Consider the following 24,724-nt stretch of genomic DNA (forward strand, 5'->3'; position numbering starts at 1 on the left):
TCCTCCGCATGACAAAGATGAAATTGGATAAAAATATTTGGATTGTTGTTGCGGTTGTTGGATTTATTTTTATGACTTTGGGGGTGAGAAACAATCCTACTGATGGAGGTGAAAAATTTGGAATTATGCGGCGCGACATGGATGTCATTTTGATGAATGGTGGTGTTGTGGCGATGAGATCGCATAATTATAAGTACGGGTCTGCATATTTGTATGTGGGGATCGACGCGAAAACGTGGGTGCCAGAATTGGGGGATAAATACAGTCAAGGGTTGAAGCGTATCGGATGGAGGGAAGTTGATTCGGATGGTGTAATTATTCTTTGCAAACAAGGTATTAGTGCGGAAGTGCGAAGAGGTGTCGAGTATAGCGAAGGGAAGGCGGTGTACGGGATCAATATGACTTATAGCGCTTTGACGATTCGAAGGTGTGCGCACTGATGAAAGGTGCAGGTGCGGCGTTGTGACTGGACTGGCAGGCGGCAATGCGGTGGGTGGCGCAGCCGGTGCGGCGATTGCGTCGATCGCCTCCGGCAAGCCGAACGAGCTCAGCAGCGCGATCGCAGGCAGCGATCCGACCGGGAACGCCAATATGAATCAGGCGCTGGGCAATATTGTGGCCAACGCGCTTGCGACGGGGGCCGGTGGTGTCGTGGGCGGTGAATCGGGGGCGTTCTCTGGGTATAACGTTGATCGGTTCAATCGGCAGTTTCATCCGGATGAAAAGACGCTTGCGAAGCAGCTTGCAGATAACGCAAAGGAAAATATACCCAAGCGCAGATCGACGGCACGCTCGCGTATCGCCAGGGCATCGGCGCATTCGGCGCGCAGGACGACATGCTGGCATCCGACGGCGGCCCGACCTATCGCTACAAGATGGCCGTGCTCGACGCGAATCTGTCGGTACCGTTCTTAATCGCGCAGCAACCGTTCCGCTACGTCACGACATTCCACGCCAGTACACGGGCAACACGTTGTACTACATCGACGATCTGACGATCGGCAGCCGCTATACCGTGCGTGGGTTCGACGGCGAAACGATGCTCGCGGCTGCGCGTGGTTTCTACTGGCGCAACGAGCTTCAAGCACCGATCGGGCAGACGGGGATGGCGGTCTACGCGGGCCTCGACTACGGTCGAGTGTGGGGCCGCAGCCGGTCGCGCTGGTCGGCACGCAACTGGCAGGCGCGGTGATCGGCGTGAAGGGGAGCGTCGCGACGCGTTTCGGCGGATACGGCTACGACCTGTTCGCCGGTACACCGGTGTACAAGCCGTCCGGCTTTCCGACGAACCGTGTCACGCTCGACTTTCAGCTAACGGCCCAGTTTTGATGAATACGCGATCGAGCCGCCAGGCATTTCATGGATTCAATAATGCCGACGAGGAGGACCGGAAGCCGACGTTTTTCTGGTCAGCTATCGATGTTCGAACGCCACGCTTGCTAGTGCCACGTCAGCTAGACGACCGACACAGCGCTGAATCCGCGACAAGTTGTGACGTACGCCGGGCGGCCTCGCACCGCCCGCACGTCACACGTACAGATAGCGCACGAGGTGAAAGAACACCGGCGCGGCGAAGCAGATCGAATCGACGCGATCGAGCATGCCGCCGTGGCCGGCGATCATCGAGCCCCAGTCCTTGGCGCCGAGCGAGCGCTTGACGGCCGACAGCACGAGGCCGCCGACGAAGCCCGCGATCACGATCGCGAGCGAGATCCCGAATGCCGCGCCGAAGCTGAACGGCGTCACGCGATACAGCGACGCGCCGCACAGCGTCGCCAGCAGGCCGCCGCCGATGAAACCCTCGATCGTCTTCGACGGCGACAGCTGCGGCGCGATCTTGCGGCGTCCGAACAGTTTGCCGACCACGTACTGCAGCACGTCGCTGATCTGCACGACGAACAGGAAGAAGAACAGCAGCAGCGCGTTCTGCCCGGCGTAGCGCGGGATGTCGAGGATCAGCACGGCCGGCGCGTGGCTCAGCCCGTACACGCACACCATCAGCGCCCAGTTGATCTTCGCGTTGCGGCTCAGGAAGTCGCGCGTGTCCTGCGTGAGCGCCGACACGAGCGACATCGCGAAGAACAGGTGCACGGGCACGAAGATCGAGTACATCCCGTACCAGTTGATGCCGAGCAGCAGGTACTGCACGGGGATCGCGATGAAGAACGCGATGAACAGCGTCGTATGGTCGCTCGCGGTGGTCGGCGTGAGCGTGATGAATTCGCGCAGCGTCAGATACGACAGCAGCGCGAACACCAGGTACGTGACGTTGTTGCCGAGGCCGATCGCGACGGCCATGATCGCGATCATCGCCCACCACGCGCGGATGCGCTGGTTCAGGTTGACGATGGTCGCGCTGGTGCCGCCGCTGCGCGCGCCGAGGATCGCGCCGATCACGGTCGCGACGACGAGCACGCCCGTGACGCCCGCGACCAGTTCCCAGAAGAGGGTTCGCATGGTTGGTATCCGGAAAAGGGAGAAGGGGGCGCGCCGCGTTCAGCCGGCCGGCCGCTGCGGCGGCGCGAGCGCGATGACCGCGTCGCGCATGCGGGCGAGGAAGGTCGGCTTGTCTTCGTCGGCGCCGAGCGCTTCGTTCGCCCCGAAATGCACCTTGCAGATCAGCGGCACGGGCCAGATCGCGCCCTTCGGCATGATGCGCTGCAGGTTCTCGAGGTAGACGGGCGCGAGCGCGACGTCCGGAAACTCGGTCGCGAGATGGAACAGCCCGCTCTTGAACGGTTGCGGCAATACGTCGGCGCCGCGCGTGCCTTCCGGGAAGATGATGATCGAGTGGCCCTGCCGCAGCGCGTCGCGCACCGGGTCGAGGGGATCGCCGCCGGATTCGCGGTGACGGTCGATCAGCACGACGTTCAGCAGTTTCTGCGCGATGTGGCGTTTCAGGTCGCTGCTGTCCCAGTAGTCGCGCGCGGCGACCGGCCGCACGACCGCGCGCACGTCGCGCGGCAGCGCGGCGAGGATCGCGAGCGTGTCGATGTGGCTCGTATGGTTGGAAAAATAGATCTTTTGCGTCGGGGACGGCGGTGCCTGATGCCACACCGGATACGCGCCGGCGACGAGCCGCACGATGGACAGCAGGAAGTCGCGCTGCCAGACGTTGAGGATGTTCATCGGCGCGCGGCCTCCTGCATGCATGCCCGGCCCGCCGCGCACGCGCGGCGGACGGAACCCCCGAATGCCGGCGCGGCAGGATGCGCGCCGGACGGCTCTTGTTTAAATTTTTTCAAAGTTCGTGGCTGCCTGTCGCAGGTCCGCGATAATCGGACGATTCGCCGTCGCACGCTGTTGCGTCGCGGCGAATGCGCCGGTCGGCGGCGTGATAATCGGCTGTTGCACGAGTGCCCGTCTGCCGTTCGAATGAAGCTCGCGGCGATCGGGCCAGCGGATTATCGCGAGTTTCGCCGAAAAACGCCAGATTGGCGCCGCGCGGGCGGCCCGGCCCGCAGGCTTGACGCAACGAGGCCGCTCGGCGACGATGAGGGCCGTTCAATCCAGGCCGACGAAGGCCGTTTCGCCGCCCGGGGCATGGCGGCGGGAAACGTATCCGGCCGTGCCGCGCGAATAATACGAATACGAAACGATGAGCCTCTACGCACTCAAACCCAAATTCCAGAACCGTCTGCGCCCGTTCGCGAATTCGCTCGCCGAACGGGGTGTCACCGCCAACCAGGTCACGCTGTTCGCGGCCGGCGGATCGATCGTCGTCGGCGCGCTCGCCGGGCTCGGCGTGTTCGCCCGCCCGCTGTTCCTGCTGATTCCGCTGTGGCTGTTCGCGCGCATGGCGCTCAACGCGATCGACGGGATGCTCGCGCGCGAGCACGGGCAGAAGAGCACGCTCGGCGCGTACCTGAACGAGCTGGGCGACATCGTGTCCGACATCGCGCTCGTGCTGCCGTTCCTCGCCATTTCCGCGTTCGCGCCGGCGGACGTCTGGCTGTTCGCGCTGACGGCGGTGATCGTCGAATGCGCGGGGCTGATCGGCCCGCTCGTCGGCGCGACGCGCCGCTACGACGGCCCGTTCGGCAAGAGCGACCGGGCGCTGGCCCTCGGCGCGTTCGCGCTGTGGATCGGCCTCGGCTTGCCGGTCGGCGGCGTCGCCGCGTGGCTGTGGCGGCTGCTGATCGTGCTGTCGATCGTGACGGCGGTGCGGCGCGTGCGGGCCGGGATCGCCGAAGCGGGCGGCTGACAGCCGGGCGCGGGAGGGCGGCGCCACATGATTCGAATAACGAAACGAGAGAGATCGCATGAACGCACGCACGGCCCGTGAGGCCGACTTCATCACGCACGACGGCGCAACGCTGTTCTATCGTCACTGGCCCGCGACGGGCCCACGCTGCCGCGGCGCGATCGTGCTGCTGCATCGGGGCCACGAACATTCGGCGCGCGTCGCGCACCTCGTCGACGAGCTCGACCTGCCGGATTTCGCGTTTTTCGCGTGGGACGCACGCGGTCACGGCCGCTCGCCGGGCGCGCGCGGCTACAGCCCGAGCGCGGCCGCGTCGGTGCGCGATCTGCAGACCTTCGTCGAGCATATCCGCGACACGCACGGCATCGCGATCGAGGAGATGGCCGTCGTCGGCCAGAGCGTCGGCGCGGTGCTCGCGGCGACCTGGGCGCACGATTACGCGCCGCCGATCCGTGCGCTCGTCGTCGCGTCGCCGGCATTCCACATCAAGCTCTACGTGCCGTTCGCGCGGCCGGGGCTGCGGCTGATGCACAGGCTGCGCGGGCTGTTCTACGTGAACAGCTACGTGAAGCCGAAATTCCTCACGCATGACCCCGAGCGCATCGCGAGCTACGCGTCCGATCCGCTGATCACGCGGCCGATCGCGGTCAACATGCTGCTCGACCTGCACGATACCGCGCAGCGCATCGTTGCCGACGCGGCCGCGATCACCGTGCCGACGCAGTTGCTGATCTCGGGCGCCGACTGGGTCGTGCATCGCGGCCCGCAGGACCGCTTCTTCGAGCGGCTCGGCTCGGCGCGCAAGGAGCGCATCGTGCTGCCGGGCTTCTACCACGACACGCTCGGCGAGCGCGACCGCGCGCAGGCGCTCGCGCCGCTGCGTGCGTTCGTGCTGCGCGAGTTCGACGCACCGAGCCCGCGCGTGTCGCTCGCCGATGCCGACCGCCGCGGCGCGTTCCACGACGAATACGCGGCGCTCGGCCGGCCGCCGGCCAACGTGTTCGCCCGGGCGTACTGGGCGCTCACGCGCGCCGGCCTGAAAGCCGGCGGCGCGCTGTCCGACGGCATCGCGCTCGGGCTGCGGCTCGGTTTCGATTCGGGCTCGACGCTCGACTACGTGTACCGCAACCGCGCGCAGGGGCGATTCGGCATCGGCGCGCTGGTCGACCGCACGTATCTCGATTCGCCGGGCTGGGTCGGCATCCGCCAGCGCAAGGTGCATCTGCAGGAACTGATCGGCACGGCGATCGGCCGCCTGCGCGGGAACGGCACGCCGGTGCGGATCGTCGACATCGCGGCCGGCCACGGGCGCTACGTGCTCGACGCGATCGCGACGGCCGCCGAGCGCGACGGCGCGGCGCCCGACGACATCACGCTGCGCGACTACAGCCCGCCGAACGTCGAGGCCGGCCGCGTGCTGATCGCGCAGCGCGGCCTCGAGCCGATCGCGCGCTTCGAGCGCGGCGATGCGTTCGACGAGGCGTCCCTCGCGACGCTCGAGCCGCGGCCGACGCTGGCGATCGTGTCGGGTCTCTACGAGCTGTTCGGCGAGAACGCACTGATCGAGCGCTCGCTGCGCGGGCTCGCGCAGGCCGTGCCACCGGGCGGCTATCTCGTCTATACGGGCCAGCCGTGGCATCCGCAGCTCGAATTCATCGCGCGTGCGCTGAATAATCACCGCGGCGAATCGACCTGGGTGATGCGTCGCCGTTCGCAGGCCGAAATGGATGAGCTCGTCGCGCGGGCGGGCTTCCGCAAGCTCGACCAGCGGATCGACGAGATGGGCATCTTCACGGTCAGCCTCGCGCAGCGGGTCGACGCGTCATGAGCGCGCTCGGCGGCGCGGGTGTGGATGCGGATGCGAGCGGCGGGCTGGCCGAGCCGGCGGCCGGCGCGCGCGACGCGTCGTTCGCGCTGCGCGTGTGCTGGCTCGCGGCGATGGGCGCCGTGTTCTTCTCGACGTACGGCTTCGCGAACTGGCTCGCCGCGCGCCGCGCCGCGGTGCCGACGTTCGCGTTCGGCTGGGAGCATGCGATCCCGTTCGTGCCGTGGACGATCGTGCCGTACTGGTCGATCGATCTGCTGTATGCGCTGTCGTTCTTCTTCTGGACGCGCCGCGACGATCTGCTCGATCACGTGAAGCGGCTGCTGACCGTGCAACTGGTGTCGGTCGCGTGCTTCATCGCGTGGCCGCTGCGTTTCGGCTTCGAGCGGCCCGACTCGGGCGGCGTGGCCGGCGCGCTGTTCACGCTGCTGATGGGCTTCGACAAGCCGTTCAACCAGGCGCCGTCGCTGCATATCGGGTTGCTCGTCGTGCTGTGGGCCGTCTATGCGAAGCACCTGCGCGGTACGTTCGCGCGTGTCGTGCTGCATCTGTGGTTCGCGGCGATCGGCGTGTCGGTGCTGACGACTTACCAGCATCATGCGATCGACGTGCCGACCGGGGCGGCCGTCGGCTGTCTCGCGCTGTTCCTGTTTCCGCTGCGCGATGCCGCGGGCCGTTTGCCGTGCGCCGATGCGTCGCCGTCCGCGGCCGGTCGCGCGCTCGCGCGCCGCTATGCGTGCGGTGCCGCTCTGGTCGCGCTCGCGGCGCTGGCGTGCGTGCCGCGCGCGCCGGGCTGGGCGCTGGCGGCGGGGTGGGCCGCGCTGGCGCTCGCCTGCGTCGCATGGGCATACCGGCGCGGCGCGCCGGGCGCGTTCCAGAAGGATGCGGAGGGCCGGTTTCCGGTCTTCATCGGCTGGCTGCTCGCGCCGACGGTCGCCGGCGCGTTCGTCAATTCGCGGCTGTGGACGTTCCGGCAGCCGGCACCCATGCGGATCGACGAACGCGTGTCGATCGGCCGGACGCCGACCACGCGCGAGATCCGGCGCCACGGCTTCACCGCGCTGGTCGACCTGACCGCCGAGATGCCGCGCTGGGCGGCGGCCGATGCGTTGCTCGCGTATGCGTGCGTGCCGCAGCTCGATCTCGTCGCGCCGACGGCGGCGCGGCTTGCGCAGGCCGTCGCGGCGCTCGAACGCCTGCATGGCGAAGGGCGCGACGTGCTGGTCTGCTGCGCGCTCGGCTACGGGCGCAGCGTGCTGTGCGCGGCCGCGTGGCTCGCCGCGCGGCGCGGGCTGACCGATGCGCGCGACGCGCTGGCCGCGGTGCGCGCGGTGCGGCCGCACGCGGTATGGTCGGATGAAAGCGTGGCCGTGCTGCAGCAATGGATCGATCGCCGTCGCGACGCGGAGCGCGTGTGATGGGCGATCGGTCCGGCCCGTTCAGGATCGCCGCCGCGCGTGGTGCGCTCGACGCGGGCGCGTGGGCGATCGCGGCCGCGCTGGCCGCGGCCGGCGCGGGCGGATGGATCGCGGCGGGCTGGCCGCCGGCGACGCTCGGCCGCGTGCTGCTGGCCGTCGTCAGCACGGGGTCGGGGATCGCGGCGCTGTGGTACGCGGTGCGCATCGAGATCGATCGACGGCTGTTTGCCGCGCTGGCGCGGGCGATGGACGGCGACGGGGCGGTCGACGGCGGCCTGGCGGCGCTCGACCGCGCGCTCGTCGATCTGGGCTGGATCGACGCGACGAAGGCCGGACGCACGCTCGACGCGCGCGTGCGCGGCGCGGTCGGGCTGTGCCGGGCCGCCGTGCTCGTCGCGATCGTGCAGTGGCTCGTCGTCGGAATCGCGATCGCGGTGTCGCCGATCGGCTAGCGATGCATGCGACGCGTCACGCGTTACGCGCGGGCCGCCCGTTGCGTCCGCGTGCGCTTGGCCTCGTACATCGCCTGGTCCGCATGCTCGATCAGCGCGTGCATGTCGGTGCCGTCGTCCGGCAGCATCGCGGCGATGCTGCGCAGCAGCGTCCCGGCCGACGGGGTGGCGGAGTCGCCGATTTGATCCAGGTCAGTTTTCCATGAAGAAAGTGCGTCGCGCGGCGCGTACTTGCGGTAGCATACGCGCCGCTTGCGGCAGCGCGTTCCGGGCCGTCCGCAACGGAACGGGGCCGATGCCCGGCCAGCCGTATCGCGCCGGCAGTATGCCGTTCCAGCCGTCCGGCTGGCAGCGGCGCAATGCTTGCCATTCACTCTTCCTGCGCGGCATTTCCGACCGAATTGAGATTTTTTCGCCTCTCAGTCGCGAATCACGGTAAGTTTTGTTCTATTTTTAAGATAGTGTGACAAATGACGGGCGCGAGTGCCAGGCGTCCGTCAGCGCGACGAACCGGTCGTTGAAGCATCCGCCGCGTCGTACCGATAAATGCAATCAAGCCAGATATGAGGGGAAGCAGAGGGGATGTGCACTCACGGGCATAGCTGCTTTGCGCGCGTCTGCTGCGACGCGCAGGATCACCGGACGATCGTGACGACGCGAGGCCGCGCATGAAGCCCGCCGTGTCGCTGTTCGTCCTGACGGCCGCGATGACCGGCGCTTTCCATACGGCCGCGCTGTCGGCCGCGCCGATGCCGGCCGTGCCGGCTGCCGCGTCGACGGCCGGGGCCGCTCGCGCGGCGGCGCCCGATGCCGTGCCGGCCGCGGTGCCCGCGGCGGCGCCGACGGCGGCCAGCGCGCCGGCCGCCGGCCTGCCGGCGACGACCGTCCACTTGCCGTTCGCATCGCTCGGCGCGTTCGATCCGCTGCGCCTGCGCGGCGCCGACGACGCGCGCACGATCAACGCCGGCGTGCGGCTCGACCGCGTGGTCACGGGCGCGCGCTTGCGCCTGACCTACGCGTATTCGCCGTCGCTGGTCTTTCCGCTGTCGCACCTGAAGGTGTCGGTGAACGGCGAGGTGATCGCGACCGTCCCGTTCGACGCCGCGCGCGCGGGCCGCACGGTGACGCAGGAAATCCCGATCGATCCGCGTTACTTTTCCGATTTCAACCAGATCGGTCTGCGCCTGATCGCGCATTACACGCTCGACCATTGCGAGGATCCGGCGAACTCGGCGCTGTGGGCCGACGTGAGCCCGACGAGCGAGCTGATCCTCGACGAAGCGCCGGTGCGCCTGCCGAACGATCTCGCGCTGCTGCCCGCGCCGTTCTTCGACCGGCGCGACAACGGCCGCTTGCGGCTGCCGTTCGTGCTGCCCGCCACGCCCGATTCGGCGACGCTGCGCAGCGCGGGCGTGCTCGCGTCGTGGTTCGGCGCGCTGGCCGACTACCGGCATGCGCGCTTCCCGGTGTCGACCGCGCTGCCGGCCGACGACCAGGCCGTCGTGGTCGGCACGGTCGCGACGTTGCCGGCCGGTCTCGCGCTGCCGCAAGTCGACGGCCCGCTGCTCGCGGTCGCCGACAACCCGGCCGCGCCGGGCCGCAAGCTGCTGGTCGTCACGGGCCGCACGGCGGCCGAGGTCGACGACGCGGTCGCGACGCTCGTGCTCGGCCGCGCGGCGCTGTCGGGGCCGGCGGCGACGGTCGCGCACGTCGATCTCGGCGCGCCGCGCAAGCCGTACGACGCGCCGCGCTGGCTGCCGGTGAACCGGCCGATCGCGTTCCGCGAACTCGTGAACGACCCGCACCAGCTGGAAGTGCGCGGCACGACGCCCGACGCGATCCGGCTGAACCTGCGCGTGCCGGCCGATCTGCATTCGTGGAACGGCGCGGGCGTGCCGATCACGCTGCGCTACCGCTACACGGCGCCGACCGTGCAGGACAATTCGACGCTCGCGATCGAGATCAACGATCAGCTCGTGAAGTCGTACCGGCTCGGGCCGGCCCAGGCGGAGGACGCGCACGGCCGCATGCAGCTGCCGCTGCTGTCGGTGCCGGAAGGGCGCGTGACGAGCGACGTCGACATTCCGGCGTTCCGCGTCGGCAGCGGCAACCAGCTGCAGTTCCGCTTCACGCTCGATTCGCAGAAGACGGGCCTGTGTTCGAGCACGGCCACCGAGCCGCAGCGCGCGGCGATCGATCCCGATTCGACGATCGACTTCTCGCACTTCGTCCATTACGCGCAATTGCCGAACCTCGCGTTCTTCGCGAACAGCGGCTTCCCGTTCACGCGCTTCGCCGACCTGTCGCAGACGGCCGTCGTGATGCCCGACCGGCCGTCGCCGCAGGAGCTCGAGGCCTATCTGACGATGCTTGGCCACATGGGCGAATGGACCGGCTTCCCGGCGCTGCGCGTGCAGGTCGCGCGGCCCGGCGACGTCGCCGCGCTGTCGGGGCACAAGGATCTGCTCGTGATCGACGGCTCGCCGGCGTCGCCGCTGCTCGCGCAGTGGCGCACGGCGCTGCCGCTCGCGATCGGCGAGCCGGGCGGGGCCGGCGGCGCGGGCGCGACGCGTGTCGCGTTCACGGTGAAGGAACGCTGGCGCAACGGCGTGGGCCTCCCCGACGGCGGCGCGCACATCGAACAGGCGGGCCCGCTCGCGGCGCTCGCCGGGTTCGAGCTGCCGGACAGTCACGGCCGCAGCGTCGTCGCGCTGACGGCGACCGACCAGCCGCGCCTCGGCGATCTGCTCGACGTGTTCGAGAACTCGGGGCTCGTGTCGCAACTGCAGGGTGACCTTGCGCTGGTGCGGCCGGGGCGGGTCGACAGCCTGCGGGTCGGCGAGCCTTACGTGGTCGGCTTCGTGCCGTGGTATGCGCGCGTGTGGACGGAGGCGGCACGGCATCCGGTCGTACTCGGCGCGGTCGGCGTCGCCGCGGGGCTGCTGCTCGCGCTCGGCGTGTTCAGCGTGCTGCAGCGAATCGCCGCGCGTCGACGGGGGATGTAACGGATGGCGCGGGCAATGACGAAGCGACGGGCAACGCAGCCGGCGCGGCGTGTCGGCGCGATGCTCGCGCTGGCGGTTGCGGTGACGTGCGCGGCGGCCGGCGTGGCCACGCGCACGCACGCCGCGCCGGCCAGTGCGGCCGATGCGGCGGGCGCGGGATGCGGCGCGGCGTGGCCGCGCTGGGACGCGTTCAAGCGCGATTTCGTCTCGGCCGACGGCCGCGTGATCGACGTCGGCTCGGCCGATTCGCGCACGGTGTCGGAGGGGCAGGCGTATGGACTTTTCTTCGCGCTGGTCGCGAACGACCGGCGCATGTTCGACACGATCCTCGCATGGACCGAGAACAACCTCGCGCAGGGCGACCTGAGCGCGCACCTGCCGGCGTGGCTGTGGGGCCGCGCGCCCGACGGCGCGTGGCGCGTGCTCGACGCGAACGCGGCGTCGGACGCCGACCTGTGGATCGCGTATGCGCTCGTCGAGGCCGGGCGGCTGTGGCACGAGCGCAGCTATACGGCGCGCGGCGCGCTGCTCGCGAAGCGCGTGCTCGACGACGAGACGGCGACCGTGCCGGGCCTCGGCCTCACGCTGCTGCCGGGGCCGACCGGCTTCAAGCTCGCCAACGGCCAATGGCGCGTGAATCCGAGCTATTCGCCGCCGCAGGTGATTCGCGCGCTCGGCGTGCGGCTGCCCGACGACCGGCGCTGGAGCGCGCTGGCATCGAGCACCGCTCGCGTGCTGCTCGACACCGCGCCGAAGGGCTTCTCGCCCGACTGGGCGCTGTATCGCGCGGGCAAGGGCTTCGGGCCCGATCCGGACACGCATGCGGAGAGCGCGTACAACGCGATCCGCGTGTATCTGTGGGCCGGCACGCTCGACCGCGCCGATCCGCTTGCCGCGCCGCTGCTCGCGCGCTTCGCGCCGTTCGCCGACCATATCGCCGCGCATGGCGCGCCGCCGGAGAGGGTCGATACGACGACGGGCGTCGCGGGGCCGAACGACGGCAACGGCGGCTTCTCCGCGGCGGCCGTGCCGTTTCTCGACGCACGCGGCCAGCACGCGCTCGCGGATGCACAGGCGGCTCGCGTCGATGCGCTCGCGCGCCAGTCGGCGCCCGGCTATTACACGAGCGTGCTGACGCTGTTCGGCCTCGGCTGGCGCGACGGCCGCTATCGATTCGGGGCGGACGGCACGCTCGACACCCGCTGGGGAGGCCGTTCGTGCGCCGCCCGCTGAAGCGCGCCGCACCGCACGTCGCGGGATTCGCGTGGCTCGCGTCGTCGGTGTGCGCGGCGGCGCCGGGTGCTGCCACGGGCACGGCGATCGCGAACCCCGCGACACCGTCGACCTCGGCCGCCGCCGATGCGCGGCGCGAGCTCGACACCGCGCGGATGTGGGGCATCAAGCATCGCGACGATCTCGCGCGCGATGCGCTGCGCAAGGGCTTGCTGATCGCGCCGGGCGACCCCGACCTGCTGGCCGAACAGGTGCGCGTGCTGCTGCGGCTCGGCGACGCGAAAGGCGCGCAGGCGTCGCTGGCGCGGCTGCAGGCGCAGTCGCCGAATGCGCCTGGCACGCGGCGGGTGGCCGACGAATACCGCGTCGCGACGAGCGGGCGCGGCGAGATGGCGCAGATTCGGCTGCTCGCGCGCAGCGGCCGCGCCGACGAGGCGGCCCGGCGGATCGTCGCGCTGTTTCCGAACGGCGCGCCGTCGGGGGCGCTGGGCGCCGAGTATTACCAGATCGTGTCGAATGCGCCGGGCGGCCGCGAGCCGGCGATCGCCGCGCTGCGCCGCGCGATCGCCGCCGATCCGCGGGACACGAGCGCGTCGGTCGCGCTCGCGCGGCTGTTGAACCAGCGCGACGACACGCGGCCGGAAGCGAACCGGATCGCCGCGTCGCTCGCGAAGCGCACCGACGCGGACCATACGGAAGCGATGGCGCTGTGGCGGCGCGTGCTGCAGTCGGCCGGCAGCGATCCCGCGTATCTCGATGCGCTGCATGCGTATCTCGCGCTCGCGCCGGACGACACCGAATTCCGCGATCGCGCCGCCGCCCTCGACCAGCAGCGCGACGCGCAGCGCCGGCTCGAACGCGATCCCGACTACATCGCGCAGCAGCGCGGGTTGCAGGCGCTCGCGCGCGGCGACCTGGCCGCCGCCGATCCGCTGCTCGCGCGCGCCGCGCGGGCGCGGGCGGACGACGCCGACGCGCTGGGCGGGCTCGGCCTGCTGCGTTTGCGCGAAGGGCGCCACGACGAAGCGCGCGCGCTGTTCGCGCGAGCCGCGTCGCGTGCGACCGACCAGCGCGGCAAATGGCAAGGCCTCGCGCGTACCGCGCAGTTCTGGGGGCTGCTCGCGCAAGGCCGCGAAGCGGCCAGCGGCGGGCGCCCGCAGGATGCCGAGCGCGCCGCGCGTGCAGCGCTCGCGATGCAGCCGGACAACCCCGACGCGAAGCTGCAGCTCGCCGATGCGTTGCTCGCGCAGCACGACTGGGCGCGGGCGGAGCCGTTGCTGCGCGGCTTGCTGGCCGCGCGTTCGCCGAGCCTGTCGGCCGTGCGCGACACGGCCACGCTGTATGAAAACACCGGCCGCGCGGACCGGATCGGCCCGCTGCTCGACGCGCTGCAAGGGCGTGTGACGGGCGCCGACGATCGCCGTACGCTCGACGGCCTGCGCGGCGACGTGCTCGCGAACGAAGCGCGGGCGCTGGCCGACAAGGGGGCGCGCGGGCCGGCCGCGCAACGCTACGAGGCGGCCGTGCGCGCGGCGCCCGACGCGCCGTGGACGCGCTTCGCGCTGGCGCGCCTCTATCGCGACATGGGGCTGCCGCAGCTCGGCCGCACGGTGATGGACGACGGGCTCGCGCGAAGCGATACGCCCGAGATGCGCTACGCGAGCGCGCTGTACCGCAACTCGATCGACGACGTCGCGGGTGCGCAGGCCGCGCTGGCGCCGGTCGACGACGCGCACCGCTCGGACGGGATGCGCGCGCTGGCGCGTAAGCTCGATGCCGAAAGCGCGCTGGCCGACGCGCGCGGCGCGCACGCACGCGGCGACCGCGCGGCCTTCGCGGCCACGCTCGCGCACGCGCAGGCGAGCGCACCGGACGATCCCGACATGCTCGCGGCGATCGGCGCGCAGTGGATCGACGCGGGCGAACCCGAGCGCGGCCTCGCGCCGCTGCACGACTGGATCGCCGCGCATCCGCGCGAAGCCGAAGCCGATGCGGACGTGCGGCTGCGCTACGGCGACTTGCTCGGCAGCGCGGGGCGCGACGAGGTGCTCGCCGCGTGGCTCGACACGCTGCGCCGCGATCCGTCGCTGACGCCGGCGCAGAGGGCGCGACTGGAGGATCAGTCGCTGCGGCTCGTGCTGCGGCAGACCGACGACGCGATCGCACGACAGGACTATGCACGGGCGCGCACGCTGCTCGATCGCGCGAGCCCGGCCGGCCGCGCGGACAAGCGCTATGCGCTCGAACTCGCCGATCTCGAACGCGCGCAGGGCCATTACGATGCGGCGCGCGAGGCGCTCGCGCCGGTCGTCGCGCGTACGCCGGACGATGCCGATACGCAGCTCGCGCTCGCCCGGATCGACGAGGACAGCGGCAACCGTGCGGCCGCACGCGAGCGCGTGCAGGCCGTGCTGGCGCGCACGCCGGACGACGACGTCGACACGCAATTGTCGGCCGTGCGCCGCCTGAACGCGCTGCGCCGCCCAGACGAAGCCGCGCAGGTGACCGACCGGCTGCAGGCCGCGTATCCGGCACGCGCCGACGTGACGGCCGCGGCCGGGCGCGTGGCCGAGGCGCAGGGCCGCTATGACGACGCGGCGTCGCTGTACCGGCTGTCGCAATCGCAGGAACGCGCGACGGGCGTGAGCCCCGGCCGCGACGGGCTCACGCCCGCGCAGGCCGCGTTCGCGGACCTCGCGCAGCGGCGCAACCCCGAGATCGAGACCGGCTGGATCCCCGCATACAAATCGGGCGACGAAGGCATCTCGTCGTATCGCGCGCAGCAGGTGCCGATCTACGTGCAGATGCCGATCCGCTACGACGGGCACGTGTTCGCGCAGATCGACACCGTGCACCTCGACCCCGGCACGCTCGATACGAGTAACCCGGACGCGTTTTCGCTGAAGACGTTCGGCACGTACGCGGGGCTCAGGGCGCAGAACGCCCTGACACCCGCATCGATCGCGAATCCGCCGGGCTCGCTGCACCAGTCGACCACGGGCGTCGCGCTCGGCGCCGGTTATCTGTCCGATGCGTGGCGCTTCGATCTCGGCACGTCGCCGCTCGGTTTCCCGGTGCATTACCTGGTCGGCGGCGTGCGCTATCGCTTCGACGCAGGCCCCGCGAGCTTCTCGGTGAATGCGTCGCGGCGGCCGGAAACGAGCAGCGTGCTGTCGTACGCCGGGATGCGCGACCCGTGGACGGGCGCGGTGTGGGGCGGCGTGCGCCGCGACGGCGTGAACCTGCGCGCATCGGTCGACGTCGGCCGCACGAACCTGTTCGCCGAACTCGGCGCGGGCGTGCTGTCCGGCCGCAACGTCGAACGCAATGCGGAAGTCACGCTGCGCACCGGCTTCACGGTGCCCGTGTACGAGCGCGCGACGATGAAGGTCAGCACCGGGCTCGTCGGCAACGCGTGGCACTACGCGCAGAACCTGCGCTACTACACGTACGGGCAGGGCGGTTACTACAGCCCGCAGCGCTATCTGTCGCTCGGCGTGCCGATCGAATGGGCGGGGCGGCACGATGCGCTGTCGTGGGACCTGACCGTCACGGGCGGGATTTCGAACAGCTACGAGAAGGATTCGCTGTATTACCCGACGCTCACCGGCCAGCGCGCCGCGCAGGTGGCGGCCGGGTTCGTGTACGCGGGCAGTTCGACGCGCGGCGTGTCGTTCTCGTACGGCGTGAACGGCATCGTCGAGTATCGCGTGAACCCGCACCTGAGCGTCGGCGCGCAGTTGCAGATCGACCGGTCGCACGACTATGCGCCGAGCGCGGCGCTCGTGTACCTGCGCTATGCGTTCGATGCGCGCGCGCCGCGCAACTGGCTCGTGACGCCGACGCCCGTGCGGCTTTATTCGGATTACTAGGGGAACGCGTGAAGACGGAATTCGATGCCACCCGCCCCGCGCCCGGCGCCACCGGCCTGGTCGATCGCCTGCGCGCGCTGCTGCGTGTGGGCTCGGCGCGCGGCCGCGCCGGCGCATTGAGCCGGCTCGCGATCGACGGCCTGCCCGATACGTGGACGCAACTGGAGGCCGGCGGCCTTTACGCGATCTACGCGGCCGGCGGCACGCCGGGATGCGACGCGCTCGTGTGGGAAAGCGCGCGCCAGGCGCGCACGCGCAACGTCACGATCGTGCTCGCGCGCGATCCGGCGCGCGTCGCCGCACGGATGGAATCGCTCGGCTTCGCGGGCGGCGCGCAGCCGGCCGGCTGGCCACGCAACCTGAACGTGCTGGCGATGCCGCCGGCGGCCGAGCCGGCCGACGCCGGCATGCCCGCCGCCGCGCCGCGCGGCGTGGCGCCGGGCCCGTTCGCGCGGCTGACCGGCGGGTTGCGCGCGATGAAGCGCTACGGGCTGCATGCCCGGTCGCTGTATTTCGTCGAAGGCGCGCAGCGCTGGTTCAGCTGGGACGATCCGGTCGCGCTCGCGGATGAAGCGCACGCGCTGGCCGACTGGTGCCGCACGCGCCGGATCGCGCTCGTGCTGCTGCTCGACCCCGAAGCCACTCGTGCGGGCGGCGCCGCGCGCGCCGACGATGCACCGCTCGTGCGCGAGGCGGATCGCACACCGCGCAGCGGCTTCCACGGGATCTGCTCGGGCGTCGCGCAGTTGCAGCGCACCCACGGCGAGCTGCTGTGGGTGGTCGATTTCTGGCGCGCGGGCGACACGCTCGCGGCCGGCGAGGTGCGGCCGTTGCGCTTTGCGCCGGGCGGCCGGCTGTCGGCGAGCGTCGATGGCGGCGCGACCGAACCGGCGCGCCGGATGAAGCTCGCGAGCGACGAGGATCGCGTGGTGGTCAGCCGCGCGGTGCTCGACGGCGCGAGCCGCGTGCCGGACGGCTGGGAGATCGTCGACGACAACGCGGCCGTCGTCGCCGCGTGCGCGAACGCGCAGGCCGCGACCGCGGTGCTCGTGTTCCGCTCGCACGCGCAGCTCGAAGCGCTGTGCGCGGACGTGCACGCGCTGCGCCGGCAGTGCGGCGGCGCGTTGAAGGTCGCGGTCGTCGAGCGCGGCGAGGTGCTGCGCCAGCAGTTCGAGGTGCTCGTGCTGAGCGTCGGCGCGAACCGGGTCGTCGCGCGCGACCTGCCCGTCTCGCGGATGCAGGCGGCCGTGCACGCGCTGCACGGCCAGCTCTACGCGCGGCCCGTCGCGGCCGACTATCGCGCGGCGCTCGCGGCCGCGCTCGGCGATTCGGTGCTCGGCTATCTGCCGGTCGGCGCGTTCTGCCTGCGGATTCGCGCGGTGCTCGACCGCGGCGCGGTGCTCGCGCTGCCGCACACGCTCGCGAAGCTCGCGCTGTTGCCGGGCGTGTCGCACGTCGACGCGCTGCGGCACTGCCGCCCGCGCCGCGCGGGCGACGTCGTGACGGCCGATGCGGGGCACCTGTTCGTGTTCCTGTTCGCGTGCGAGCCGGTCGACGCCGAGGACGCGCTCGCGCGGATCTTCGAGGTGCCGGTCGATACGTTGTCCGACCGCGTCGTGTGTCTCGGGCAGGGCAGCATCGACACCGAGCTCGATGCGCTGAAGGCCGAGAACCGGCGCGCGCCGATCGCCGACTACAGCGACCTGTTCGCGGCGACGCAGCCGGCGGGGGCCGTACGCGCGGCGCCCGCGCACGCCGGCGCCGGCACGGCGTTGCCCGACGCGAGCGAGGTGAGCGACGCGATCGAGGCGATCGATACCGTCGTCACGCTCGACGCGATCGGCGCACCGCAGGCGTCCGAGCCTGCCGCCGCCGATGCCGCCGCCGACACGTCGGCGCCGGAGCCCGTCATTCCCGCCGTGCGTGCGCGCGGCGCCGTTCGCAGCGCGATGCCGCTGCGCAAGCAGGAGAACGCATGATCGCCGAACTCGTCATCGGCTTCATCGTCGGTATCGTGATCGCGGTGCCGGTGTGGATCGTCGCGCAGCACCTTGGCGTCGGCCGCGGCTTCCACGCGCCGCGCGGCATCGACCGGCGCGACGCGGTGCCGAGCGAACTCGTGCCGGTCGCGTTGCGCGGCCGCCTGCTGCCGGGCGCCGGCGGCGAAGAAGGCGATGACCGCGATAACCGCGATAACCGCGATAACCGCGCCGGCAAGGGGGCACGATGAAGACGATCGCCCTCACGTCGACGACGGGCGGCGCGGGCCGCACGACGCTGGCCGCCGCGCTCGCGGTGCTGCTCGCGCGCCGCGGCCGGCCGGTCGTCGCCGTCGAATTCGATGCACAGAACCTGATGGGCGCGACGCTCGGCCTCGACACGCTGGCCGAACAGGGTCTTGCGCACGGCCTGCTGGGCGGTGCGGAACCGTGGCACGCGCACACGTGGCGCAACGCCGACGGTGTGCTGTTCGTGCCGTACGGGCAGGTCGATGCGGCCGGCGCCGCCGCGTGCGATGCGCAGCTCGCCGCCGATCCGGCCTGGCTGTCGCGCGCGCTCGACGAGATCGCGCTGCCGGCCGACGGCGTCGTGCTGGTCGACACCGCGCGCTATCCGTCGCCGCAGGCCGAGCAGGCGATTCGCCGCGCGGACCTGACGCTCGTCGTCGTGCCGCCGGAGCCGGTCGCCTGCGCGACGACGGCCGCGCGGCTCGGCGCGCTACGGGCCGGCCGCGGCGAACTGCAGATCGTCGTGAACCGGCTGAACCCGGCGCGCGACATGCAGCGCGACGCGCTGGCGATGCTGCGCGCGGTCGCGGGGCCGGCGTCGATGCTCGAGCAGCGCATCCACGTCGATGCGGCGGTGCCCGAAGCGCTCGCGCGCGGCAGCTGGATTTTCGACGACGCGCCGTATTCGCAGGCGTCGCACGACCTGAACGGCGTCGCGAACTGGGTCGACACGTGGCTGAAGGCCGCCGTCGCCGGCCGCGCGGGAGCCGCGCGATGAAGGCCGCGCTCGCGTCGCGACTGCGCATGTTCGGCCGTCGCGCGGCCGACTGGTGCGCGCGCGGCATCGGACTGCCCGCGGAACGCACGCGGGTGGACTGGTTCGTGCGGCTGTTCTTCCATGCGCCGCCGCCCGGCCGGCCCGATCACGTGCGCCGCTGGGTGCGCATCGCGTTCCTGCGGCTCGCGCATGACTGGGGCGTGCTGCAGCCGCTCAGCGTGCGCGAATGGCTGTGGCGCGCGATCGTGCGCGCGCCGCGTGCGGCCGACGGCCGGCCCGCGCGCGATCCGCTCGCGTGGTTCGACACGTTCGTCGTGCCCGTCTACGTGGCCGGGCGTGCGGTCGCCCGGCGCATCAACGCGATGCTCGAGCGCCTGCCGTGGGCGCGCTGGGGCGGCTGGCTCGATGCGCGCGCGAACGGCGTCGGCCGGCGCCGCTGGCTCGCGCCGCTGCTGCTCGTCGCCGGCGCGGTGCTGTGGGCCGCGGCCGGGATGTCGCCGCTGATGCCCGGCGCGCAGTTCGCGTTCTTCGCGATCGTCGCGGTGCTCGCGCTCGCGCTGCGCCGCCTGCCCGGCCATCTGCCGACCCTCGCGCTCGCGTCGCTCGCGCTGCTGGCCACGCTGCGCTACGTGTGGTGGCGCACGACGCAGACGCTCGACTTCCGCAGCCCGGTGGAAGCCGTCGCCGGCTACCTGCTGTACGGCGCCGAAGCCTATACGTGGATGATCCTGCTGCTCGGCTTCGTGCAGACCGCGTGGCCGCTCGACCGGCCGATCGTGCCGCTGCCCGACGATCCGGACACCTGGCCGACGGTCGACGTCTATATCCCGACCTACAACGAGCCGCTGTCGGTCGTGAAGCCGACGGTGTTCGCCGCGCAGAGCATCGACTGGCCGAGCGCGAAGCTGCGCGTGTACCTGCTCGACGACGGCCGGCGCCCCGAGTTCGCGGCATTCGCGGCCGAGGCCGGCATCGACTACCTGACGCGCGACGACAACCTCCACGCGAAGGCCGGCAACATCAACCGCGCGCTGCCGAAGACGCACGGCGACTACATCGCGATCTTCGACTGCGATCACGTGCCGACGCGCTCGTTCCTGCAGACGACGATGGGCGTGTTCCTGCGCGACCCGAAATGCGCGCTCGTGCAGACGCCGCACCATTTCTTCTCGCCCGATCCGTTCGAGCGCAATCTCGGCACGTTCCGCGAGGTCCCGAACGAGGGCAACCTGTTCTACGGCCTCGTGCAGTCGGGCAACGACCTGTGGAACGCGACGTTCTTCTGCGGATCGTGCGCGGTGCTCAAGCGCAGCGCGCTGGAGGAGGTCGGCGGCGTCGCGGTCGAGACCGTGACCGAGGACGCGCACACGGCGCTCAAGCTGCATCGGCGCGGCTATACGTCGGCGTACCTGCCGACCGTACAGGCGGCCGGCCTCGCGACCGAAAGCCTCGCCGGCCACGTGAAGCAGCGCACGCGCTGGGCGCGCGGGATGGCGCAGATCTTCCGGATCGACAACCCGTTTCTCGGGCGCGGGCTCGGCTTCATCCAGCGGATCTGCTACGGCAACGCGATGCTGCATTTCTTCTACGGGATTCCGCGGCTGATATTCCTGACGATCCCGCTCGCGTACCTGTTCTTCCACCTGTACTTCATCAACGCGTCGTCGTTCGCGCTCGCGAGCTACGTGATCCCGTACCTCGTGCTCGCGAACGTCGCGAACTCGCGGATGCAGGGGCGCTATCGTCATTCGTTCTGGGCCGAGGTCTACGAATCGGTGCTCGCGTGGTACATCGCGCTGCCGACCACCGTCGCGTTCTTCAGCCCGAAGCACGGCAAGTTCAACGTGACCGACAAGGGCGGCAAGATCGACGAAGGCTACGTCGACTGGTCGACCTCGAAGCCGTATCTCGTGCTGTTCGCGCTGAACGTGCTCGCGATCGTCGCCGGCCTGTGGCGGCTCGTGGTCGACCAGGGCGACGAGGCGTCGACGATCCTGATCACGCTCGGCTGGACCGTCTACAACCTCGCGATGCTCGGCGCGGCGCTGGCCGTCGCGCGCGAGACCAAGCAGGTGCGCGTCACGCACCGGATCGCGATGCGCGTGCCGGCGATGCTGCTGCTCGCCGACGGCTCGACCGCCGCGTGCTTCACGAGCGATTACTCGACGGGCGGCCTCGGGCTCGAAGCGGTGCCGGGGCTGTCGCTCGCCGTCGGCGACACGCTGACGGTGTGCGTGACCCGCGGCGACCGCGCGTTTCCGTTCCCGGTGCGCGTGACCCGCGCGACGCCGACGCATGTCGGCGTGAGCTTCGAGGAACTGACGCTCGAGCAGGAGCGCCAGCTCGTGCAGTGCACGTTCGGCCGCGCGGACGCGTGGCTCGACTGGCACGAAAGCGCGCGGCCCGACACGCCGCTCGGCGGCCTCAAGGAAGTGCTGCGGATCGGGCTGGACGGTTATGTCCGAATGTGGAAGGGTGCGGTGCGTGGCGTGCAGGCCATGCTTGCGCCGAAACTCGATCGCGCGCGCGACTGACGCGGCGCGCATCATGGAGTGGGTTAGATGACGTTCTGGAATCTGTATTTCATCCTGAAGTTCGCGCTGTTCGCGACCGGGCACCTGCAGCCGTTCTGGCTCGCGAACCTCGCGTTCGCGGTGGCGTTGGTGGCGAGCGCGCCGATCCGCTCGCGTGCGTGGCGCATCGTCCGGCAGGTCGTGGCGATCGCGATCGCGGTGCCGCTGCTCGCGCGCGAGCTGCATGCGCCGCCGCTCGCCCGTCTCGCCGAGGCCGCGCGCGAAGTCAGCACGTTCCGTCTCGACTACTGGATGGAGCTGTTGCCGCGGCTGCTGCCGCCGGTGCTGGCGCTGGCGATCGTCGGCGTGCTGATCGTCTATTTCATCGTCAATCGCTGGCTGCGCGTCGCGACGTTCGTGGTGGCCGTGCTGATCGTGATGCCGCTGTGGCAGGCCGGCAGCGGGCTGATGGCGCGCGTCGCCGCGCCGGCGCAGACGCAGGCGAATGCGGCGGGCGCCGCTCGCGTCGACCAGCCCGAGGACCACAACGCGGCGCTCGCGACATTCCGCGCGCAGGAGTCGCAGCGGCAGGTCGCGTTCGGCCATCTCGGCAGCGATCCGGCCGCGCAGTTCGACGTGATCGTGCTGCACATCTGCTCGCTGTCGTGGGACGACCTCGACGCGGCGAAGGTGCGCAACCATCCGATGCTGAGCCACTTCGACTACCTGTTCACGAACTTCAGCACGGCCGCGAGCTACAGCGGCCCGGCGGCGATCCGCGTGCTGCGCGCGAGCTGCGGGCAGGAAGCGCATGCGGACCTGTACAAGCCCGCGCCGCAGCAGTGCCATTTGTTCTCGCAACTGGCGGGCGCTGGCTACACGGTGCAGTCGCTGCTGAACCACGACGGCCATTTCGACAACTTCCTGCAGGTGGTCCACGACAACATCGGCGTGGCCGATGCGCCGATGATCTCGAACGCGGCCGCGCCGGTCGCGATGCATGCGTTCGACGGCTCGGCGATCAAGGACGACTACTCGACGCTCGCGAACTGGTACGCGCAGCGCGCGGCGGTGCCGGGGCCGGTCGCGCTGTACTACAACACGATCAGCCTGCACGACGGCAACCGCGTCGTCGGCAGCGCGCTGACGAGCATCGATTCGTACCCGCAGCGCGCGACGAAAATGATGACCGACTTCGACCGTCTCGCCGACCTGATCGCGCAATCGGGCCGCCGCGCGGTGATCGTGTTCGTGCCCGAGCACGGCGCCGCGTTGCGCGGCGACAAGAACCAGGTCGCGGGGCTGCGCGAGATTCCGACGCCGCGCATCGTGCACGGGCCGGTCGGCGTGCGGCTCGTCGGCTTCACGGGCAACCACGGCGCGACGACCGTGATCGACCAGCCGACCAGCTTCCTCGCGCTCGCGCAGTTGCTGTCGAATCTCGTGTCGAACAGCCCGTTCAAGCCGGGCGCGACGCTCGCGCAATATGCGGCCGATTTGCCGCGCACGCGAATGGTCGGCGAGAACGAGGGCACGGTGACGATGCAGACGGCCGCGGGCTATGCGGTGAAAACTCCGGACGGCGTATGGATCGACGAACAGTGACGATTTCCGGCGAAGGCGACGACGATCGCCTGTCGCAACCGAACGACGTGATCGGCCTCGCGCGGCATCTGCCCGCGCTCGATCCCGAGCGCTATGTCGACGAGCAGGCGCGCCGCGCGTTCGACGCGTCGCTCGATCGCTGGCCGACGCTCGCGAAGCTGATGGGATTGAAGCGGTAAACGCACGACGGCCGGCGGGATGGCCGACCGCCGCCGCTGTGCCGGGCGAACCGGCTTACTGCGCCTTGCGTTCCGGCTGGCGCGTCCATTCGCCTTCTTCGCCCGGCACCTTGCCGAACGTCTGATCGGCCCACGCGGCGCGCGCCGCATCGATCTTCGCGCGTTCGCTCGACACGAAATTCCATTCGATGAACCGTTCGCCCGGCAGGTGTGCGCCGCCGAGCAGCATCACGCGGGCGCCGTTCGTACTTGCGAGCGCCACGGTCGCGCCCGGTTCGAGCACGGCCATCGTCGCGGGAGCGAGCGGCGTGCCGTCGATCGTGAGGTCGCCGTCGACGAGATACACGCCGCGCTCGTCGTGCTCCGCATCGAGCGCGAGCTGCCCGCCCGGCGCGAATTCCGCATACGCATAGAGCGTCGGCGAGAACACGGCGACCGGCGACGCGAGCCCGAACGCGGTGCCCGCGATCACGCGCACGGTCACGCCGTCGCGCGTAAACGACGGCAGCGTGTCGGCCGCGTGGTGAACGAACGCGGGCGCGGTGTCTTCATGCTCGACCGGCAGCGCGACCCAGGTCTGGATGCCATGCACCGGCTGCTCGCGCGGCCGATCCTCGTCGGGCGAGCGCTCCGAATGCACGATCCCGCGGCCGGCCGTCATCCAGTTCACGTCGCCCGGCACGATCTTCTGCCGGAAGCCGAGGCTGTCGTGATGCATCAGCGAGCCGTCGAACAGGTAGGTGACGGTCGCGAGCCCGATGTGCGGGTGCGGCAGCACGTCGATGCCGCGGCCGGCCGGCAGCACGGCCGGGCCCATCTCGTCGAAGAAGATGAACGGGCCGACGAGGCGCGCGGCGCGCGCGGGCAGCACGCGGCGCACGACGAGGTTGCCGATGTCGCTTTCGCGCGGCGTGAGCAGGGTCTTGATCGGGGCGGACATGTCGGGAATCTCGTGACGGGAACAGTGGCGGTGACGGGAGGCGCTCAGGCGATCGCCGTGTCGATCGCGATCGGGTGCGTGAGGATCTTGTGCACCGGGCACGCGTTCGCGATCTGCAGCAGGCGTTCGCGCTGCTCATCGGTCAGGTCGCCGTCGAGCGTGATGCGGCGCACGATCGTGCTGCCCGCGCTGCCCGATTCGTGCGCGAGCTTCACGTGCACTTCGTCGAGCGGCCAGCCTTTTCGTTGCGTATACATCTTCAGCGTGATCGCGGTGCACGCGCCGAGACTCGACAGCAGCAGCGCGACGGGCGTTGGCGCCGTATCGCCGCCGCCGAGCGACGCGGGTTCGTCGGCGCGCCACTGGTGGACGCCGTCGGTAAAGTGGACGAGATAATCGACCGGGCCGATGCTCGCTTCGACGGTGAGTTCGCTCATGGCAATTCCAGGTGGGAAAAGGGGGCGGCCCGGCC

At 70.7% G+C, this 24,724-nt stretch carries 20 protein-coding genes and 1 pseudogene; 16 read left to right on the forward strand and 5 right to left on the reverse strand.

All coding sequences use genetic code 11. The features are described from left to right. Window positions 1–8: 8 nt before the first annotated feature. The 3 genes and pseudogenes from CFB89_RS34035 to CFB89_RS35240 all read left to right on the forward strand — a co-directional run bounded on the left by CFB89_RS34035 (window position 9) and on the right by CFB89_RS35240 (window position 1,192). Window positions 9–440 carry a hypothetical protein gene (locus CFB89_RS34035; protein WP_144030067.1) on the forward strand — a complete coding sequence of 144 codons (432 nt, stop codon included), beginning with the start codon at window positions 9–11 and terminating at the stop codon, window positions 438–440. Between the two features lie 22 nt (window positions 441–462). Next, window positions 463–915: a hypothetical protein gene (locus tag CFB89_RS35235; RefSeq protein WP_144030068.1), complete on the forward strand. Its 453-nt coding sequence runs from the start codon at window positions 463–465 to the stop codon at window positions 913–915. Then, a pseudogene (locus CFB89_RS35240) lies at window positions 810–1,192 on the forward strand (ShlB/FhaC/HecB family hemolysin secretion/activation protein). Before CFB89_RS35235 ends, CFB89_RS35240 begins: the two are co-directional and overlap by 106 nt. 335 nt (window positions 1,193–1,527) lie before the next feature. Here CFB89_RS35240 and CFB89_RS06625 read toward each other — a convergent pair. Then, complete coding sequence (locus tag CFB89_RS06625) at window positions 1,528–2,457, reverse strand: phosphatidate cytidylyltransferase (RefSeq protein ID WP_089467206.1); 930 nt, start codon at window positions 2,455–2,457, stop codon at window positions 1,528–1,530. 39 nt (window positions 2,458–2,496) lie between these two features. After that, on the reverse strand, window positions 2,497–3,129 hold the full coding sequence (locus tag CFB89_RS06630; protein ID WP_089467931.1) for a lysophospholipid acyltransferase family protein: 633 nt from the start codon (window positions 3,127–3,129) through the stop codon (window positions 2,497–2,499). Between the two features lie 469 nt (window positions 3,130–3,598). Between CFB89_RS06630 and CFB89_RS06640 the strand changes: the two genes are divergently transcribed. Genes CFB89_RS06640 through CFB89_RS06655 form a run of 4 tightly spaced genes read left to right on the forward strand, consistent with a single transcriptional unit; the run spans window position 3,599 to window position 7,899 of the window. Continuing rightward, complete coding sequence (locus CFB89_RS06640) at window positions 3,599–4,204, forward strand: CDP-alcohol phosphatidyltransferase family protein (protein WP_089467207.1); 606 nt, start codon at window positions 3,599–3,601, stop codon at window positions 4,202–4,204. A 58-nt stretch (window positions 4,205–4,262) separates the two neighbouring features. Next, entirely contained in the window at window positions 4,263–6,032 is a 1,770-nt protein-coding gene (locus CFB89_RS06645; protein WP_089467208.1) for a bifunctional alpha/beta hydrolase/class I SAM-dependent methyltransferase, read from the forward strand. Continuing rightward, window positions 6,029–7,447, forward strand: a complete 1,419-nt coding sequence (locus CFB89_RS06650) for a phosphatase PAP2/dual specificity phosphatase family protein (RefSeq protein WP_089467209.1) — start codon at window positions 6,029–6,031, stop codon at window positions 7,445–7,447. Before CFB89_RS06645 ends, CFB89_RS06650 begins: the two co-directional genes overlap by 4 nt. Further along, window positions 7,447–7,899: a hypothetical protein gene (locus CFB89_RS06655; RefSeq protein WP_089467210.1), complete on the forward strand. Its 453-nt coding sequence runs from the start codon at window positions 7,447–7,449 to the stop codon at window positions 7,897–7,899. Before CFB89_RS06650 ends, CFB89_RS06655 begins: the two co-directional genes overlap by 1 nt. Before the next feature lie 23 nt (window positions 7,900–7,922). Here the strand turns inward: CFB89_RS06655 and CFB89_RS35245 are convergent, their stop codons facing one another. Next, a complete protein-coding gene (locus CFB89_RS35245) occupies window positions 7,923–8,273 on the reverse strand; it encodes a GGDEF domain-containing protein (RefSeq protein ID WP_256979593.1) in 351 nt (116 codons plus the stop codon). A 294-nt stretch (window positions 8,274–8,567) separates the two neighbouring features. Here CFB89_RS35245 and bcsB point away from each other — a divergent pair, with 294 nt between their 5' ends. From bcsB to CFB89_RS06705, 9 genes are read left to right on the forward strand one after another with little or no spacing between them, the layout of a single operon-like run. After that, complete coding sequence (bcsB, locus tag CFB89_RS06665; RefSeq protein ID WP_089467211.1) at window positions 8,568–10,904, forward strand: cellulose biosynthesis cyclic di-GMP-binding regulatory protein BcsB; 2,337 nt, start codon at window positions 8,568–8,570, stop codon at window positions 10,902–10,904. Between the two features lie 3 nt (window positions 10,905–10,907). After that, window positions 10,908–12,137, forward strand: a complete 1,230-nt coding sequence (bcsZ, locus tag CFB89_RS06670) for a cellulose synthase complex periplasmic endoglucanase BcsZ (RefSeq protein WP_089467212.1) — start codon at window positions 10,908–10,910, stop codon at window positions 12,135–12,137. After that, on the forward strand, window positions 12,122–16,009 hold the full coding sequence (locus CFB89_RS06675; RefSeq protein ID WP_089467213.1) for a cellulose synthase subunit BcsC-related outer membrane protein: 3,888 nt from the start codon (window positions 12,122–12,124) through the stop codon (window positions 16,007–16,009). The genes bcsZ and CFB89_RS06675 overlap by 16 nt, the downstream gene beginning before the upstream one ends. An 8-nt stretch (window positions 16,010–16,017) precedes the next feature. Continuing rightward, entirely contained in the window at window positions 16,018–17,988 is a 1,971-nt protein-coding gene (bcsE, locus tag CFB89_RS06680) for a cellulose biosynthesis protein BcsE (protein WP_089467214.1), read from the forward strand. Continuing rightward, a complete protein-coding gene (locus CFB89_RS06685; protein ID WP_089467215.1) occupies window positions 17,985–18,239 on the forward strand; it encodes a hypothetical protein in 255 nt (84 codons plus the stop codon). The genes bcsE and CFB89_RS06685 overlap by 4 nt, the downstream gene beginning before the upstream one ends. After that, on the forward strand, window positions 18,236–19,015 hold the full coding sequence (gene bcsQ, locus CFB89_RS06690; RefSeq protein ID WP_089467216.1) for a cellulose biosynthesis protein BcsQ: 780 nt from the start codon (window positions 18,236–18,238) through the stop codon (window positions 19,013–19,015). The genes CFB89_RS06685 and bcsQ overlap by 4 nt, the downstream gene beginning before the upstream one ends. After that, complete coding sequence (gene bcsA / locus CFB89_RS06695) at window positions 19,012–21,549, forward strand: UDP-forming cellulose synthase catalytic subunit (RefSeq protein ID WP_089467932.1); 2,538 nt, start codon at window positions 19,012–19,014, stop codon at window positions 21,547–21,549. Before bcsQ ends, bcsA begins: the two co-directional genes overlap by 4 nt. 27 nt (window positions 21,550–21,576) lie before the next feature. Beyond that, a complete protein-coding gene (bcsG, locus tag CFB89_RS06700; protein WP_089467217.1) occupies window positions 21,577–23,133 on the forward strand; it encodes a cellulose biosynthesis protein BcsG in 1,557 nt (518 codons plus the stop codon). After that, on the forward strand, window positions 23,115–23,312 hold the full coding sequence (locus CFB89_RS06705; protein WP_069617189.1) for a hypothetical protein: 198 nt from the start codon (window positions 23,115–23,117) through the stop codon (window positions 23,310–23,312). Before bcsG ends, CFB89_RS06705 begins: the two co-directional genes overlap by 19 nt. A gap of 55 nt (window positions 23,313–23,367) precedes the next feature. Here CFB89_RS06705 and CFB89_RS06710 read toward each other — a convergent pair whose 3' ends face one another. Beyond that, window positions 23,368–24,252, reverse strand: coding sequence for a pirin family protein (locus tag CFB89_RS06710; protein WP_089467218.1), 885 nt, complete (start codon window positions 24,250–24,252; stop codon window positions 23,368–23,370). A gap of 44 nt (window positions 24,253–24,296) precedes the next feature. After that, window positions 24,297–24,689: an OsmC family protein gene (locus CFB89_RS06715; protein WP_089467219.1), complete on the reverse strand. Its 393-nt coding sequence runs from the start codon at window positions 24,687–24,689 to the stop codon at window positions 24,297–24,299. Window positions 24,690–24,724 lie beyond the last annotated feature (35 nt).

Source organism: Burkholderia sp. AU16741, assembly GCF_002223345.1.
GTDB lineage: Bacteria > Pseudomonadota > Gammaproteobacteria > Burkholderiales > Burkholderiaceae > Burkholderia > Burkholderia sola.

What these genes read in the sequence shown, in the direction of transcription:
- CFB89_RS34035 (WP_144030067.1), top strand. Translation starts at nt 9, where the DNA reads ATGACAAAGATGAAATTGGATAAAAATATTTGGATTGTTGTTGCGGTT.
- CFB89_RS06625 (WP_089467206.1), bottom strand. Translation starts at nt 2,457, where the DNA reads ATGCGAACCCTCTTCTGGGAACTGGTCGCGGGCGTCACGGGCGTGCTC.
- CFB89_RS06630 (WP_089467931.1), bottom strand. Translation starts at nt 3,129, where the DNA reads ATGAACATCCTCAACGTCTGGCAGCGCGACTTCCTGCTGTCCATCGTG.
- CFB89_RS06640 (WP_089467207.1), top strand. Translation starts at nt 3,599, where the DNA reads ATGAGCCTCTACGCACTCAAACCCAAATTCCAGAACCGTCTGCGCCCG.
- CFB89_RS06645 (WP_089467208.1), top strand. Translation starts at nt 4,263, where the DNA reads ATGAACGCACGCACGGCCCGTGAGGCCGACTTCATCACGCACGACGGC.
- CFB89_RS06650 (WP_089467209.1), top strand. Translation starts at nt 6,029, where the DNA reads ATGAGCGCGCTCGGCGGCGCGGGTGTGGATGCGGATGCGAGCGGCGGG.
- CFB89_RS06655 (WP_089467210.1), top strand. Translation starts at nt 7,447, where the DNA reads ATGGGCGATCGGTCCGGCCCGTTCAGGATCGCCGCCGCGCGTGGTGCG.
- bcsB (WP_089467211.1), top strand. Translation starts at nt 8,568, where the DNA reads ATGAAGCCCGCCGTGTCGCTGTTCGTCCTGACGGCCGCGATGACCGGC.
- bcsZ (WP_089467212.1), top strand. Translation starts at nt 10,908, where the DNA reads ATGGCGCGGGCAATGACGAAGCGACGGGCAACGCAGCCGGCGCGGCGT.
- CFB89_RS06685 (WP_089467215.1), top strand. Translation starts at nt 17,985, where the DNA reads ATGATCGCCGAACTCGTCATCGGCTTCATCGTCGGTATCGTGATCGCG.
- bcsQ (WP_089467216.1), top strand. Translation starts at nt 18,236, where the DNA reads ATGAAGACGATCGCCCTCACGTCGACGACGGGCGGCGCGGGCCGCACG.
- bcsA (WP_089467932.1), top strand. Translation starts at nt 19,012, where the DNA reads ATGAAGGCCGCGCTCGCGTCGCGACTGCGCATGTTCGGCCGTCGCGCG.
- bcsG (WP_089467217.1), top strand. Translation starts at nt 21,577, where the DNA reads ATGACGTTCTGGAATCTGTATTTCATCCTGAAGTTCGCGCTGTTCGCG.
- CFB89_RS06705 (WP_069617189.1), top strand. Translation starts at nt 23,115, where the DNA reads ATGGATCGACGAACAGTGACGATTTCCGGCGAAGGCGACGACGATCGC.
- CFB89_RS06710 (WP_089467218.1), bottom strand. Translation starts at nt 24,252, where the DNA reads ATGTCCGCCCCGATCAAGACCCTGCTCACGCCGCGCGAAAGCGACATC.
- CFB89_RS06715 (WP_089467219.1), bottom strand. Translation starts at nt 24,689, where the DNA reads ATGAGCGAACTCACCGTCGAAGCGAGCATCGGCCCGGTCGATTATCTC.